Below are 14,688 nucleotides of genomic sequence, written 5' to 3'. Positions count from 1 at the left end.
GAATCGCCCCCTCTCCATCGTCGTCGATGACTGTCTCAGACCTTAGTAAAGATCCCTATGACTATCGCCTACACGGCCACCGGCGTTTCCACATTGTTAGAAGCGAGTAGAACTTCAGACGAATCGGAGAATACGTATCACCGCTCGTCCTCTCGGACCGATCGACCCTTGCGCTCATCGCCCGATCGACCGACACCCGTCACATTAGGGCATGTCCCGCCCGCCCGGACGATAGCGCCCGAAAAGGCAGATCACCCCTCCCTCGCCCGAGGGCGACGAAGGGGTGATCTGTTGAAAATTGTTCTCGCAGAGGCGAAGACGACCTACTTGGCCTTTTCCAGGACCTCGACCAGACGCCAGCGCTTGGTGGCCGACAGCGGGCGGGTCTCCATGATGCGCACGCGGTCGCCGATGCCGGCGGTCTCGTCCTCATCGTGGGCCTTGACCTTGCTGGTCGTGCGGATGATCTTGCCGTAGAGCTTGTGGCTCTTGCGATCTTCCAGCTCGACCGTGATGGTCTTGGTCATCTTGTCACTGACGACGTAGCCGATCCGCTCCTTGCGGCTGCCACGCTCTTCGACGTTCACGTTCTGGTCCTCACTCATGCGTCTTCACCTTCCGGTCCCGACGCCAGGCCCAGCTCGCGCTCACGCATGACGGTGTACACGCGTGCGATCTCGCGACGCACGGTGCGCAGACGGCGGTTGTTGTCGAGCTGGCCGGTTGCCATCTGGAAGCGAAGGTTGAAGAGTTCTTCCTTCGACTCCTTGAGGCGGTCGACCAGGTCGGTGTCGCTGAGCTCGCGGAGCTCAGACGCAGCGATTCCGAGTGCCATCAGAACTGCTCCTCTCTGGTCACGATCCGGGTCTTCATGGGGAGCTTGTGCTGTGCGCGGCGCAGGGCCTCGCGAGCGGTCTCCTCATTGGGGTAGGTCATCTCGAACAGCACGCGGCCCGGCTTGACCGGGGCCACCCACCACTCGGGCGAACCCTTACCGGAACCCATGCGGGTCTCGGCGGGCTTCTTCGTGATCGGGCGGTCCGGGAAGATGTTGATCCAGACCTTGCCGCCACGCTTGATGTGGCGGTTGATCGCGATACGAGCGGACTCGATCTGACGGTTGGTGATGTACGCACCTTCCAGGGCCTGGATGCCGTAGTCGCCGAAGGTGACCTTGGTTCCGCCCGACGCCTGACCCTTCAGGCTGGGATGGTGCTGCTTGCGGTGCTTGACCCGACGAGGGATCAACATGGGCTAGCCCTCCTGGTTCTCTGCCTGCGCAGGCGCAGGCGCGTCGGCAGCCGTGGCCTCCGCGGCCGCGGTGCGGCCTGCGTCGGTGCCGGTCGCCGTGGTGCCCGAGGCACCGCTGCGACGCGGGCGGCTGGGACGACGCGGACGACGGTCCTCTGCCGGAGCGGCCGCAGCCAGCTCGCGGCGACCACCGACGACGTCACCCTTGTAGATCCACACCTTCACGCCGATGCGGCCGAAGGTGGTCTTGGCCTCGTAGAGTCCGTAGTCGATGTCGGCGCGCAGCGTGTGCAGCGGGACGCGACCCTCGCGGTAGAACTCCTTGCGGCTCATCTCAGCTCCGCCGAGACGGCCCGAGCACTGGACACGGATGCCCTTGACGCCCGGCTGACGCATGGCCGACTGAATGGCCTTGCGCATCGCACGGCGGAATGCCACGCGGTTGCTGAGCTGCTCGGCCACACCCTGTGCGACGAGCTGTGCGTCGGCCTCGGGGTTCTTGACCTCGAGGATGTTGAGCTGGACCTGCTTGCCGGTGAGCTTCTCCAGGTCGCCACGGATGCGATCGGCCTCGGCGCCGCGGCGACCGATGACGATGCCCGGACGGGCGGTGTGGATGTCCACGCGGACGCGGTCACGGGTGCGCTCGATCTCGACCTTGGAGATGCCTGCGCGCTCGAGGCCGGTGCTCAGCAGCTTGCGGATGGCGACGTCTTCCTTGACGTACTCCGCGTACTGCTTGTCGGCGTACCAACGCGAGCTCCAGTCGGTGGTGATGCCCAGCCGGAAGCCGTGCGGGTTGATCTTCTGGCCCACGGTTTAGGCTCCCTTCTTCTTCTGCTGGCGCGAACGTGCACGTCCGCCGTTCTCTGCCGCCGGTGCAACGACCACGGTGATGTGGCTGGTGCGCTTGCGGATGCGGAACGCACGGCCCTGGGCACGCGGCTGGAACCGCTTCAGGGTCGGGCCCTCGTCGGCGAATGCCTCCGAGACGATCAGGGTGCGACGATCCTGGCCCTGGTTGTTCTCCGCGTTGGCGATCGCGCTGGCGAGCACCTTGTACACGGGCTCGCTGGCGGCCTGCGGGGCGAACCGCAGGATGTCCAGGGCCTGATCCACGTTCTTGCCGCGGACGAGGTCGAGGACGCGACGAGCCTTCATCGGCGTGACGCGAACGAACTTCGCGGTCGCGCGAGCGGTCTGCACTGCGTTGTCGGTTTCAGTAGTCATGATTACCGGCGCTTCGCTTTCCGGTCATCCTTGATGTGACCCTTGAAGGTACGGGTGGGGGCGAACTCGCCCAGCTTGTGACCGACCATCGAGTCCGACACGAACACGGGCACGTGCTTGCGACCGTCGTGGACCGCAAAGGTGTGACCGATGAAGTCGGGGATGATGGTCGAGCGGCGCGACCAGGTCTTGATGACCTGCTTCGTGCCCTTCTCGTTCTGTGCATCCACCTTCTTCAGGAGGTGGTCGTCGACGAACGGGCCCTTCTTGAGGCTGCGTGGCATTTTTTACCTCCTCCTATTATCGCTTGTTCTTGCCGGTACGGCGGCGGCGGACGATCAGCTTGTCGCTGGCCTTGTTCTTGCGGGTGCGGCCTTCCGGCTTGCCCCACGGGCTGACCGGGTGGCGACCACCGGAGGTCTTGCCCTCGCCACCACCGTGCGGGTGGTCGACCGGGTTCATGACGACACCGCGGACGGTGGGACGCTTGCCCTTCCAGCGCATGCGGCCGGCCTTGCCCCAGTTGATGTTGCTCTGCTCGGCGTTGCCGACCTCGCCGACGGTTGCGCGGCAGCGCACGTCGACGCGACGGATCTCGCCGGACGGCATACGCAGCGTGGCGTAGGGGCCTTCCTTGCCGAGGAGCTGGATCGACGCGCCGGCCGAACGTGCCATCTTCGCACCGCCGCCGGGGCGCAGTTCCACGTTGTGGATCTGGGTACCGGTGGGGATGTTGCGCAGCGGCAGGTTGTTGCCGGGCTTGATGTCGGCGTTCGGGCCCGACTCGACGATGTCGCCCTGCTTCAGGTTCTTCGGCGCGATGATGTAACGCTTCTCGCCGTCGAGGTAGTGGAGCAGTGCGATCCGCGCGGTGCGGTTCGGGTCGTACTCGATGTGTGCGACCTTGGCGTTGATGCCGTCCTTGTCGTTACGACGGAAGTCGATCAGACGGTAGGCGCGCTTGTGGCCGCCACCGCGGTGACGGGTGGTGATACGACCGTGGGCGTTGCGGCCGCCGGTGCTGTGCAGCGGGCGAACCAGCGACTTCTCCGGGTGCGAGCGGGTGACCTCGGAGAAGTCGGCTCCGCTCGAGCCGCGGCGACCGGGGGTCGTCGGCTTGTACTTACGAATTGCCATGAGTGTTAGTCCCTATCCTTCTCGCGGGCGGTCAGCTGACCGCTCCCCCGAAGATCTCGATGGGCTTGCTGTCAGCGGACAGCGTCACGATGGCGCGCTTGGTGTTCTTGCGCTTGCCGAATCCCGAGCGGGTGCGCTTGCGCTTGCCCTGACGGTTTGCGGTGTTGACGCTGGAGACCTTGACGTCGAAGATCTGCTCGATGGCGATCTTGATCTGGGTCTTGTTCGACTCCGGGTGCACCAGGAAGGTGTACACGTTGTCTTCGATGAGGCCGTAGGCCTTCTCCGAGATCACCGGCGCCAGGATGATGTCACGCGGGTCTGCGTGCGTAGCCATGCCTAGGCCTCCTTCTTGTTGAGCGCGACGAACGCGTTCAGCGTCTCGACGCTGAAGACGAGCTCGTCGGAGTCGAGGACGTCGTACGTGTTGAGCTGATCAGCGGTGATGCCCAGCACGTTCGGCAGGTTCGCGATGCTCTTCCAGCCGGCCTGATCCTCGCGGGTCAGGACGACGAGGAACTTGCGACGCTCGCTGAGCAGTTCGAGGAAGGCGCGCGCCGACTTGGTCGACGGCGTCTGGCCCGAGATCAGCTCGGTGACGACGTGGATGCGCTCGTTGCGAGCACGGTCCGACAGGGCGCCACGGAGTGCGGCGACCTTCATCTTCTTGTTGACCTTCTGCGTGTAGTCGCGCGGCTGCGGGCCGTGGACGATGCCACCGCCTGCGAACTGCGGTGCACGGGTCGAGCCCTGGCGCGCGCGGCCGGTGCCCTTCTGGCGGTACGGCTTGGCGCCGCCGCCCGAGACCTGTGCGCGCGTCTTGGTCGCGTGCGTGCCCTGACGGCCCGCGGCCTGCTGTGCGATGACGACCTGGTGCATCAGTGCGATGTTCGCGGTCTGATCGAACAGCTCGGCGGGCAGGTCGACGGTTCCGTTGGTGGAGCCGTCGGCTGCGCGGACGTCGAGCGTCAACTTGGTTGCGGTTTCGGTGCTCACTTGGCGCCACCCTTCACTGCCTCGCGGACCACCACGACGCCGCCCTTGCGGCCGGGGATCGCGCCCTTGATCAACAGCAGTCCGGCTTCCGCGTCCACCTTGTGGACGGTCAGGTTCTGCGTGGTCACCTTGTCGGAGCCCATGCGACCGGCCATGCGCATGCCCTTGAACACGCGACCGGGGGTGGCGCAGCCACCGATGGAGCCCGGCGAACGGTGCACGCGGTGCACACCGTGGCTGGCGCCCAGACCTGCGAAGCCGTGACGCTTCATGACACCGGCGAAGCCCTTGCCCTTGGAGGTTCCGGTCACGTCCACCTTGACGCCGTCGGCGAAGATGTCGGCGCCCAGTTCCTGACCGACCTCGAACTCCGAGATGTCGTTGACACGAAGCTCGGTGAGGTGGCGGCGGGGGGTCACGCCTGCCTTGGCGAACTGACCGGCGACCGGCTTGTTCACCTTGCGGGGGTCGATGGCGCCGTAGGCGAGCTGGACTGCCGTGTAGCCGTCACGCTCCAGAGTGCGGAGCTGGGTGACGACGTTGGAGCCGGTCGCGATCACGGTCACCGGGACGACCCGGTTGTTCTCGTCGAAAACCTGGGTCATGCCGAGCTTGGTGCCCAGGATGCCCTTGGTTGCATTCTGCTTGCTCATTAGTCTCTATCCCCTGCCGTCACTGAATGTTGACGTCGACGCTTGCCGGCAGGTCGATGCGCATGAGCGCGTCGACCGTCTTGGGCGTCGGGTCGAGGATGTCGATGAGTCGCTTGTGAGTGCGCATCTCGAAGTGTTCGCGGCTGTCCTTGTACTTATGCGGCGAACGGATGACGCAGTACACGTTCTTTTCGGTGGGCAACGGCACCGGGCCGACCACGCGTGCACCCGTGCGGGTCACGGTCTCCACGATCTTGCGCGCCGAAGCGTCGATCGCCTCGTGGTCGTAGGCCTTGAGCCTGATGCGGATCTTCTGTCCCGCCACGCTGTGTCCTCTTCCGTCTTGTTTCTCTCGACAGACGAACACCGCGCGGCCCACACCCGTGCATAGACGGGCGGCAACTGAGCCACATGACCACCCCGTGAGATCGGGCGGATCGACGCTGTTCTTCTGTCGTTGTACGTTGCCGAACTCTCATCCGGCCGCCGACGTAGTAGTCGGCTTCGCCTCCGGTACCCCGCGGTCGGGCGTGTCGTGACCGTGTCAATCAGCAAATTGCACGCGTTACACAACCCGGCCCGCAGTTGCGGCCCTAGAAGTATGTGCGCCCCGGTTCGGGGCAACCTGAACAGTATGCAGCACTGGGACCCCGATCTCAAATCGTCGCCGCAGGTCCGGTGGGGTGAGATGCGTCTCGTCCTTCACCGTCCGCCCCAGTGCCTACCCGGCGTCGACTCCCCTGCTTCATCTCGCACTCCCCTGCCTCATCGTCTCTCCCCTGCCTGAGCTCAGGCAGGGGAGTCAAGTTGAGGCAGGGGAGTGCGAGATGAGGCAGGTCAGTCGAGCCATTCGCGGATGATCGCGACGACGCGGTGATTCTCGAGGTCGGCCCATGCCCAGCGGACCATCACCAGACCCGTGGCCCTCCGAAGTCGGTCTTCCCTGAGCTTCTCTCGGATGACGGCCTGGGTCGTCGTCTCCCCCGGCCGCAGGAGTCGTCCGTACTTGTGCATTCCATCGAACTCGCCCAGGAGACGGCCGACCCATTCGTAGTCGACGGCGTACGTATCGCCGTCGATGACGTGCTCCACCTGCAGATCGGGGATCTCGATCCCGCCCTCGATCATCTGAGCCCGACTCCACGACTCCCCTACCGATGCCGAACGCCCGTCGGCGACGACGATCGCAGGCTTCGTCTCGCGAGCGCCCTTCGTTCGCCGCCGTCCTATCTCCGAGGCCAGGTCGGCCCGGTCGACGCCGGCCCGGAGTGCTGCGTCGAACACGGTCAGCGCCTGCGCGAACGTGCCGGCTTCGGCCACGTCAACCGCTGTCCGCACGAGATCTGTCACGCGAATGCCGCCGACCTCGATGATCTGGTCGTCCGTCAGACTCCCGCCGTGGACATGCCGGCCGCCTCGGATGAGGCCGCCACCCCCGAGCGACGTCACGTGAACGTACTCCCTCCGCGGCTTGAGGAGCGGAAGGCCGTGAACTGCCGCGGCGGACTGATGGCTGAGGACGGTGGCTCCGCCGTCACGCGTACTGCTCACAGTCGCAATCGAGCGCAGACGGTACAGCCTGTCCGCGCCGTCGGGGCCATCGAACTCCGGGCCGCTGATCGCGTAGACGCCGAGCGCGAGCCGTATGAGGTCGCCTCGTCTCACCGCGGCCGAGAGCATGGCGTCGGTCCACCCCGCATCGGCACGGCGCACCAATCCGAATCGGTCCCGCGGCACTACCAGCGACATTGTCATGACGTCCCCCGTTGTCGTTTCGACAATGGTCCGACGGATCCGACAAAAGCGCGAACCCGTTGTCCACAGGCCCCGCCCAACGACTAACGAGGCTTCAACACGTAGGCGGTGTAGGCGAAGTCGGAGGCGTTGCGGGCGCGGACGCCGATCTCGGCGGAGGCCGCATCGAGGACGTCGGGGTCGAAGCCTTCGGCGCGGAGCTTGTCGATGCGGGCGGCGAGGGGGACGTAGTAGGCGTCCCAATCGGAGTCGGGCAGGACGTAGGTCGCGATCACGCGGTAGCCCGCGTCCCAGGCCGCGGCGACGTTGGCCGGGGTGGACCGCATCCCCTCGTAGGCCGCCCAGAATTCGCGAGCCTCGTCCGACGGGGTGTCGGTGAGCCACTCGCATTCGGTGAGGACGATGACGCCGTCGTCGGACAGGAGCTCGCGCCACGCGGCGAGGCCTGCGTCGAAGCCCATGATGTAGATCGACCCCTCGGCCCACAGCAGGTCGACCGAGCCGGGCTCCAGCGGCAGCGACTCCATCGACGCCGCGAGACCCGTCACGCGATCGGCGACACCCGCCGCGTCGGCGCGAGAAGCGAGGTCGGCGAGGAACGGCTCGTGCAGGTCGACGCCGATCACCGTGCCACCCGTCTTCACCGCGAGGGGAACGGCAGCCGCACCGGGCCCGCAGCCCACGTCGACGATCCGCGGATCCGCAGGCAACGACCCCGCCAGACGCAACAGGAGATCAAGCGTCTCCTCGGACCCCGGAGCCTCCCGCGGCAGGCCGGAGTGAACGTGCATGAACTGGGCGAACTGGTCGTCGGTCACCCCCCGAGCCTACTATCTAGCCATGAGTGAGACGTCGAGTAACAGCAACCACGGCAGCGCCACCTACGCCCTGCGCCGCAAGCTCCCGAACAACCGCATCGGAGACGCCCTGTTCTCCCTCGGCATGGTCGCCCGCGTCCCCTACTTCGGCACCATTCTCCCGCTGGTCGAGGAGATGGAACCCGGATACTGCCGAGTGACGGCGCCCAAGTGGTTCGGCGTCCACAACCACATCGGCACCTTCCACGCGATCGCCGCGTGCAACCTCGCCGAGACCGCGATGGGCATGCTGATGGAGGCGTCGGTCCCCACGTCGCACCGCTGGATCCCCAAGGCGATGAACACCCGCTACCTCACCAAGGCCAACACTCGCCTCACCGCGCACGCCGAATTCGCCGAACCCGTCGACTTCGACGCGATCACCGAGGGGACCGACGTCGTCGTGTCGATCCGGATCCTCGACAAGGAGTCGACCGAAGTGGTGCACTGCGACATCACCACCTGGGTGACGCCCGCGTGATCGGCCGCGCCGCCCGGGCCGTCACGGCCGCGCTGGCCGCGAGCACCCTCGCGCTCGGGGCGTGCACCGTGGACGGCGCCCCGCGACGAGCCGCCGACGTCGCCGCCACCACGGCGGACGCCTCCGGCGACACGACGTTCCGCATTCACGCCGGAACCACGCCGAAGGTCGTCGTCACCGTCATCGAGGACCTCGCGTGCCCCGCGTGCGCGCTATTCGAGAGCCGGTTCGGCTCCACCCTGGACGCCTACGCAGCCGACCCGGACGTCGCCGTCGACTACCTTGTCATCTCCTTCCTCGACCGCATGTCGGCCGACGACTACTCCTCGCGGGCCGCGAACGCGTCGCACTGCGTCTGGAACAACCCAGACGACCAGGCGCGACAGCAGTCGATCTGGCGTGGATTCCAGCACGCGGCATTCCGTGTCCAGCCCGATGAGGGCGGCGCCGGACTGCCCGACGACCGGCTCGTCCGCCTCGCCGATCAGGCGGGCGCGACGAAGGCGGCGTCGTGCATCACCGGTCGGCAGCTCGCGACACAGGTCAAACGGACCACGTCGACCGTGACCGACGACTCGAGGTTCGCGGGCACCCCGACCGTCCGCATCGACGACGCCGACTACACGCTGTCGTCACCGGAGGCCCTGCGCGCCGCCATCGACGAGGCGAAACGCCGCTGAACTCGCCGCGAGAAACCACCGCCCGCGCGGCGACCTGTCATGAAGTTCTCAGGCATAGGGCAGTAGTCTGGCACCGGAGTACGCCACGTCGCGCCACCTCATGAGCGACACGACACGTGAAGGACCGTCTGCCGTGACCCAGAACCGCCCGAAGATCGTCGACCCGCGCGAGGCGGAACGCCGCCGTTCGCTGATCTACAAGATCCTCGCCGCAGTCGTGCTCGCCGTCATCGCCGTCGTCGTCGTGATCCTGGTGATCCCCGACAAGGAGGACTCCGCGACCGGAGGTTCGGCGACGCCGTCGGTCGTGACCGACAACGGATCGATCCGGATCACCGGCGCGCCGAAGGGCGCCACGCCGAAGGCCGTCCTGACCATCGTCGAAGACTTCCAGTGCCCGGCATGCAAGGCGTACGAAGGCTCCATGGGTGAGGCGATCGCCAGCCTCGCCAAGAACCCGAACGTCGCCGTCGACTACCGCACCATCGCGTTCCTGGACACCAAATTCGGCAACACGTACTCGGCCGAGGCCATGAACGCGTCGCTGTGCGTCGCCGAATCGTCCGGCAAGGACGGCGACTTCACCAAGTGGAAGACGTTCCACGACTCGCTGTTCGCCAATCAGACCGAAGAGGGCGGCCCCGGCCTCGGCAGCGACAAGATGATCAAGCTCGCCAAGGACGCGGGCGTCACCGGCGTCACGTCGTGCATCAACGACAAGCAGTTCGGCAAGTGGATCACCAAGCACAGCTCCGACGTCATGAACAGCAAGGACGTCGACGGCAACGCCTTCTCCGGCACGCCGTGGGTCCAGCTGAACGGCAAGACCGTCCAGTTCAGTTCGCCCGCCGAGCTGATCGCCGCCGTCACCGCCGCGGCGAAGTAGCACCGTGATGGCCCACCAGGACGTCGCCGACACCCACGAAGCCGACCCGTCCGAGACCGAGCGTCCCGCCGACACGAACGTCTGGACCGAGCGGCCGTCGGTGTCGCCGGTCGCCGCGTGGGTGCTGCTCATCACCGGCGTCCTCGGTCTGGCCGCCGCGGCGATGCTGACGATCGAACGCATCGAACTGCTGATCAACCCGCAGGCCAGCCTGTCGTGCAACTTCAACCCGATCATCTCGTGCGGGTCGGTGATGACGACCGAGCAGGCGCGATTCTTCGGATTCCCCAACCCGATCCTCGGCCTGCCCGCGTTCGCGGTCATCATCACCACCGCGGTCCTCGCGATCGGCCGGGTGAATCTCCCCCGCTGGTACTGGATCGGTCAGACCATCGGTGCGAGCCTCGGCTGGATCTTCGTCCACTACCTGATCTTCCAGAGCGCCTTCCGCATCGGGGCCCTGTGCCCGTACTGCATGGTCGTGTGGACGATCGTCCCGATCATCTGGGCCCTGAGCCTGTCGCGCGCGCTCCCCGACTCGAAGCTCGGCCGGTCGGTCCGCGAGTGGATCACCGTGCTGCTCCCCGTCTGGTACATCGGCGTCCTATGCGTCATCGGCGTCAAGTTCTGGGACTACTGGCAGACGCTGTTCTGACGTCTCGACCCGTCGGCTCGCGAGCTCGCTCAGGACGGCGTTCCGCTCGACGAGCGGGAGACCCTTCAGTTCAACCATTCGACTGATTTCGCGCGACACCGGTCCACTTGCAGGCCGATCCGCATGTGTGCCGTGCGAGCATCGGGGGCGGCCGGACCTGATCCGGATCGGATCAACGAAAGGTCACACTGTGCTTCGTCGACACGTCCTCCCCGCCATCGCGGCTATCGCGGCCGCGACGTTCTTCGTCGCGGGATGCAGCAAGTCGGAGGACGCCGCCGCCGCGACCTCGACGTCGACCCCGCCCGCCACCGTCACCGTGACGGCGTCCGCGACGGAGACGTCCCCGACGACGTCGAGTACGACCGCGTCCACGGACTCGAGTGAATCGTCGTCCGCGTCGCCGAACAATTCGATCCGTTCGGTGAAGGTCGAACTCGAGTACGGGATGAAGGTCGCCAACGACACCTACCAGCTGTCCAAATTCGGCGACGTCGAACTCCCGACCGTCAGGTGGGCGGCCCGCAGTGAGGACGGCGACAACAAGTCGAACGAGTGCGGGGTGATCGTCGACTTCACCGGCCCCGGCGGGTACGACGAGCGCAATCGTTCGGACGAGTGCACGGGCTTCGTCAACGGTCTGCCCCGGGCCAAGACCGCAGGCGACTTCCTGATCACCGTCACCCTGACTCCGCCCGGTGGCGGCAAGCCGATCGTGACCAAGCGGCCGATCAAGGTCATCCCCTACGGCAGCTGACGGGTGTCTCGCCCGGCGATCAACGATGCGATCGCGATGATCGTCGCGTGCGGCCCGCACGAGAGCGGACCGGGCAGGATCGATCCGTCGATCACCCGCAGACCCTCCGTCCCGTACACGTGCCCGCCGGGGTCCACTGCGACACCGGCGGGCATCGTGCCCCACGCGTGTTGAGACATGCCGACGACCGGATCGACCCGCACGGATCCGGGTTCGACGATCTCCGCGAACTCCGGCGATCCGAGCATCTCCGTCACCGTGGCGACACCGTCGTCAATACGGTTCATGGACTCCGCATCTGGCTCCCCGAGATCGATCACCCCCTCGACCCACGAGCCCGCGGTGCCTCGCATGTCGGCGACGCCGATCGGGACCCCGGACGGCGGTGACGACGTGAAGGCCGCGAAGTCGTCCGAGTAGGGCCTGATCTCCAGGCCGGAGGACGTCGGGATCACCGTCTGCAACAACGCGTTCGACGTCAATCGACGACGCGGAGCGAACCGGACGATGCGTTCGGCGTGCTCGTGCAGCGGCATCGGTCCGACGATCGGCGCCACGAGCGGCGCGGTCCCCAAGGTCCCGGCGCAGAGGATCACCTCACCGGCCGCGTACTCCGCGCCACGCGCCGTGACGACGCCGGTCACTCGGGTTCCGACCATGACCAGTCGCGCGACCTCGGCGTCGGCGACGACCGTCAGATTCGGCCGATCCAGACCGTTCAGCAGGTGGCCGGTGGTCCAGCGGACCCCACCGACGGCGTTGCTCGACACCCGCCTGGCACGCCCGCGCGCCCATGCTTCCGCCGCCCGGGCGACCTCACCGAGCTCCTCGAACGGACGGACTCGCATGAGTCGCTCGACCTCGTCGAACGACGCCTCGATATCGCGGTGATCCCACGGCCAGTCGCCGTAGTCGCGCTCATCACCGCGGAGCCAATAGCCACCGTTGATCGCCGACGAGCCGCCGAGTCCGCGACCACGGACCACCGGCCTGCCGCGTCGCTCGCCGATCGTCACGGCACGGTCGGGCGAATCGATGGGCAGCCGGTTCAACGGCTCCACGGCCGCCTCGCCCGGGCCGCGTTCGAGGACGGTCACCGATCGGGCCGGGTCCCGCGAAAGTCGTTCCGCCACCACACAGCCGGCCGAACCCGCGCCGACGATCAGGACGTCGGGAGTCACGAGAGCGACAGCACCGGACGCAGCGCACCGACATCGCGCCGACCGACGACGCCCTGCCAGAGGCCCGCACCGTAGGCGAGATCGTCCAACCTCCGGAAGACCACGTAGTGGACGGGGCTCATCACCGGGGCCTCCGGGTCGACGAGTTGGCTTCGGACCCACATCACCAACGCCTCGACGATCGCCGCCCAGGCCAGCCACACCCGGAAACGCCTGCTGATGAGGCACCCGAGCAGCGACAGCGGCCAGTAGTGCCGCAACACGGCCGCCGCGACCTGGCCGAGTCCGAACCCGAAGGCCCGGCCCGTGTTCCGCGCGGCGATCCGGGGCGCGTACGGCACATGCTTCAGCAACCCGACGGTGCGCCGGAAGACGAACGCGGCGATCACCGCCGCGACGAGCATCCCGATACGACTCCGCGTCGACAGGGCGATCACGCCCGTCGCGATCGGCGCGGTCATCACGAGCGGCGCGGCGAGCGAGCCGTGTCGGACGGCGAGTTCGGCGGCGCCCGTCCCGTAGAACCGACGGCGGTTCAGCATCCCCGACAACGACTCCCGGTGGTCGTGCGCGACCTCCGCGATCGGGTCGTACCGGATGTGCCAGCCGTCGCGCTGCGTCCGCCAGCACAGGTCGACGTCCTCGGCCACCCGGAGCGACTCGTCGAACCCGAGGAACCCGTCACGTCGGACGATCATCGCCGCGCTCGGAACGTACGCCATCGGGCTGCCCGGCGCGACGAGGGCCTCGCGCGGCCCCATGTCCAGCGACGAGAAGCGGTTCGCGTAGTCGGCGACGGCGCCCGTGGAACCCGCCTGCAGTCCGACGATGCGCGGCGCGACGATGGCGACGGCCGGATCGGCGAAGTGCCCGAGCAGCATGGTGAGCCAGTCGCCCGTCGGGACGGTGTCGGAGTCGAGGAACGCGACGAAGTCCGTCTCGGCGGCCGCCAGTCCGGCGTTGCGCGCCGCGGCCGGACCGCGGTTCTCGTCGAACCGGATCACGCGGACCGGCTCGGCCGCGGTGATCGGCGCACTCGACCCGTCGTCGACGACGATCACCGGCACGTCGCAGCGGTGCAGCGCAGCGATCAGGCGCTCGACGCCGGACTGGTTGTCGCGCACCGGGATCACGACGGTCACGTCGTCTCGGCCCGGGCCGGACATGGGCCGGGGATGCGCGATGCCCGCGTCGAGCAGTCTGCGCGCGAGGACGCGGGTGCCCGCGTCGGCGACCGCGATCCGACCGTCGGCCGACGTCATGCCGAGCGCCGCGTCGGACAGTTTCATCACCCGCATCGGCGAACCGCCGACAAGGTGCCGCAGGTTGCCGTTGCGGGCGCACCGCAGGTCGATCTGCACTTGGAAGCCCACCGGCAGCGCCGTGGTCGACGGACCGCTCACGAGAGCCGCCCGTCGTCGCCGACTGTCCAACCGGTCAACGCGTCGGCGAGCGTCCGCGCCGACGCGGCGAGCAGTGCGGCGCCGCGGCCCGCGTCGGCCGTGGTCGGATCGCCGAGCACTCCGGTGGCGCTGACCGCGGCCACGCCACCCGCGCGCATGTCGTCCATCAACGTCGCGATCGGGGCGGTGTTGCCGACCGCGGCACGCTCGACGCGGACCGCAGCGGGTTCGGTCGCGAGCAGGATCGACGTCTCCGTGTCGCCCGCATGCGCGTCGGCTCCGGGGAACGCGCACGGCCACCACGCCGCGTCCCGTCCCTCGTACCGCAGCAGCCGCACCGCGGCCGCGAGTGCGAGAGCGTTGCCGCCGTGGCCGTTCACGAAGACGATGCGCGTGGCCCAGCGGCACGCGCTCCTGCCGTACTCGACGATCAGTCGCTCCATCACGTCGACGCCGATCGACACCGTCCCGGGGAATCCCTCGTGCTCACCCGACGCCCCGTAGGCGACGGTGGGAGCGGTCAACGCGTCGACGTCGGCCAGCGTCACCGCGCGCGTCGCCACCTCGGCTGCGATCACGCCGTCGGTGTGCAGCGGAAGGTGCGGTCCATGCTGTTCGACGGCCCCGACCGGTACGACGATCGTCAGTTCCCTGTCGATCAGTTCGCTCCACGTCGACGACCCCAGTTCGAGCGCAGGCGTCATTCGGACAACCCTACCGATGCGCGTGACTCCCGTCAGCACCCGAGGCGCGAGAAGTTCGACGA

General features: G+C 67.4%; 21 protein-coding genes. 5 read left to right on the top strand and 16 right to left on the bottom strand.

Going from position 1 to position 14,688, the window contains the following annotated elements; genetic code table 11:
• Nucleotides 1-323: 323 nt before the first annotated feature.
• From rpsQ to GYB83_RS01685, 13 genes are all read right to left on the bottom strand, one after another.
• A complete protein-coding gene (gene rpsQ / locus GYB83_RS01745) occupies nt 324-605 on the bottom strand; it encodes a 30S ribosomal protein S17 (RefSeq protein WP_161893841.1) in 282 nt (93 codons plus the stop codon).
• Entirely contained in the window at nt 602-835 is a 234-nt protein-coding gene (gene rpmC / locus GYB83_RS01740) for a 50S ribosomal protein L29 (RefSeq protein ID WP_161893840.1), read from the bottom strand. Before rpmC ends, rpsQ begins: the two co-directional genes overlap by 4 nt.
• Nucleotides 835-1,251: a 50S ribosomal protein L16 gene (rplP, locus tag GYB83_RS01735; RefSeq protein ID WP_008376013.1), complete on the bottom strand. Its 417-nt coding sequence runs from the start codon at nt 1,249-1,251 to the stop codon at nt 835-837. The genes rpmC and rplP overlap by 1 nt, the downstream gene beginning before the upstream one ends.
• Before the next feature lie 3 nt (nt 1,252-1,254).
• Nucleotides 1,255-2,067 (bottom strand): 30S ribosomal protein S3, encoded by an 813-nt coding sequence (rpsC, locus tag GYB83_RS01730; protein WP_161893839.1) that lies wholly within the window; start codon nt 2,065-2,067, stop codon nt 1,255-1,257.
• A 3-nt stretch (nt 2,068-2,070) separates the two neighbouring features.
• Entirely contained in the window at nt 2,071-2,481 is a 411-nt protein-coding gene (gene rplV, locus GYB83_RS01725; RefSeq protein ID WP_161893838.1) for a 50S ribosomal protein L22, read from the bottom strand.
• A 2-nt stretch (nt 2,482-2,483) separates the two neighbouring features.
• Nucleotides 2,484-2,765, bottom strand: coding sequence for a 30S ribosomal protein S19 (gene rpsS / locus GYB83_RS01720; protein WP_006895647.1), 282 nt, complete (start codon nt 2,763-2,765; stop codon nt 2,484-2,486).
• A 16-nt stretch (nt 2,766-2,781) separates the two neighbouring features.
• Nucleotides 2,782-3,618: a 50S ribosomal protein L2 gene (gene rplB / locus GYB83_RS01715; RefSeq protein WP_008376017.1), complete on the bottom strand. Its 837-nt coding sequence runs from the start codon at nt 3,616-3,618 to the stop codon at nt 2,782-2,784.
• A gap of 31 nt (nt 3,619-3,649) precedes the next feature.
• The gene (gene rplW, locus GYB83_RS01710; protein WP_161893837.1) at nt 3,650-3,955 is read right to left on the bottom strand and encodes a 50S ribosomal protein L23; all 306 of its coding nucleotides are present in this window, start codon (nt 3,953-3,955) and stop codon (nt 3,650-3,652) included.
• Between the two features lie 2 nt (nt 3,956-3,957).
• Nucleotides 3,958-4,614 carry a 50S ribosomal protein L4 gene (rplD, locus tag GYB83_RS01705; protein ID WP_161893836.1) on the bottom strand — a complete coding sequence of 219 codons (657 nt, stop codon included), beginning with the start codon at nt 4,612-4,614 and terminating at the stop codon, nt 3,958-3,960.
• Nucleotides 4,611-5,267 (bottom strand): 50S ribosomal protein L3, encoded by a 657-nt coding sequence (gene rplC, locus GYB83_RS01700; RefSeq protein ID WP_161893835.1) that lies wholly within the window; start codon nt 5,265-5,267, stop codon nt 4,611-4,613. The genes rplD and rplC overlap by 4 nt, the downstream gene beginning before the upstream one ends.
• A 19-nt stretch (nt 5,268-5,286) precedes the next feature.
• On the bottom strand, nt 5,287-5,592 hold the full coding sequence (gene rpsJ, locus GYB83_RS01695) for a 30S ribosomal protein S10 (protein WP_003938093.1): 306 nt from the start codon (nt 5,590-5,592) through the stop codon (nt 5,287-5,289).
• Between the two features lie 512 nt (nt 5,593-6,104).
• Entirely contained in the window at nt 6,105-7,022 is a 918-nt protein-coding gene (locus tag GYB83_RS01690) for a type IV toxin-antitoxin system AbiEi family antitoxin domain-containing protein (protein ID WP_161893834.1), read from the bottom strand.
• 83 nt (nt 7,023-7,105) lie between these two features.
• The gene (locus GYB83_RS01685) at nt 7,106-7,840 is read right to left on the bottom strand and encodes an SAM-dependent methyltransferase (RefSeq protein WP_161893833.1); all 735 of its coding nucleotides are present in this window, start codon (nt 7,838-7,840) and stop codon (nt 7,106-7,108) included.
• A gap of 22 nt (nt 7,841-7,862) precedes the next feature.
• Between GYB83_RS01685 and GYB83_RS01680 the strand changes: the two genes are divergently transcribed.
• From GYB83_RS01680 to GYB83_RS01660, 5 genes are all read left to right on the top strand, one after another.
• Nucleotides 7,863-8,360, top strand: coding sequence for a hotdog fold domain-containing protein (locus GYB83_RS01680; protein WP_161893832.1), 498 nt, complete (start codon nt 7,863-7,865; stop codon nt 8,358-8,360).
• A complete protein-coding gene (locus GYB83_RS01675) occupies nt 8,357-9,040 on the top strand; it encodes a DsbA family protein (RefSeq protein ID WP_161893831.1) in 684 nt (227 codons plus the stop codon). The genes GYB83_RS01680 and GYB83_RS01675 overlap by 4 nt, the downstream gene beginning before the upstream one ends.
• Nucleotides 9,041-9,173: 133 nt before the next feature.
• Nucleotides 9,174-9,926: a DsbA family protein gene (locus GYB83_RS01670; RefSeq protein ID WP_161893830.1), complete on the top strand. Its 753-nt coding sequence runs from the start codon at nt 9,174-9,176 to the stop codon at nt 9,924-9,926.
• Between the two features lie 7 nt (nt 9,927-9,933).
• Entirely contained in the window at nt 9,934-10,581 is a 648-nt protein-coding gene (locus tag GYB83_RS01665; RefSeq protein WP_228461120.1) for a vitamin K epoxide reductase family protein, read from the top strand.
• A 190-nt stretch (nt 10,582-10,771) separates the two neighbouring features.
• A complete protein-coding gene (locus tag GYB83_RS01660; protein WP_161893829.1) occupies nt 10,772-11,338 on the top strand; it encodes a hypothetical protein in 567 nt (188 codons plus the stop codon).
• Here GYB83_RS01660 and mftG read toward each other — a convergent pair.
• From mftG to mftE, 3 genes are read right to left on the bottom strand one after another with little or no spacing between them, the layout of a single operon-like run.
• Nucleotides 11,326-12,519 (bottom strand): mycofactocin system GMC family oxidoreductase MftG, encoded by a 1,194-nt coding sequence (mftG, locus tag GYB83_RS01655; protein ID WP_161893828.1) that lies wholly within the window; start codon nt 12,517-12,519, stop codon nt 11,326-11,328. The genes GYB83_RS01660 and mftG overlap by 13 nt on opposite strands.
• A complete protein-coding gene (gene mftF / locus GYB83_RS01650; RefSeq protein WP_186349692.1) occupies nt 12,516-13,922 on the bottom strand; it encodes a mycofactocin biosynthesis glycosyltransferase MftF in 1,407 nt (468 codons plus the stop codon). Before mftF ends, mftG begins: the two co-directional genes overlap by 4 nt.
• Entirely contained in the window at nt 13,919-14,626 is a 708-nt protein-coding gene (mftE, locus tag GYB83_RS01645; RefSeq protein ID WP_161893826.1) for a mycofactocin biosynthesis peptidyl-dipeptidase MftE, read from the bottom strand. The genes mftF and mftE overlap by 4 nt, the downstream gene beginning before the upstream one ends.
• Nucleotides 14,627-14,688: the final 62 nt, after the last annotated feature.

This window comes from Gordonia spumicola, from assembly GCF_009932475.1.
GTDB lineage: Bacteria > Actinomycetota > Actinomycetes > Mycobacteriales > Mycobacteriaceae > Gordonia > Gordonia spumicola.
The sequence above is the reverse complement of the archived record's forward strand: the minus strand, read 5'-3'. Positions and strand labels throughout refer to the sequence as shown.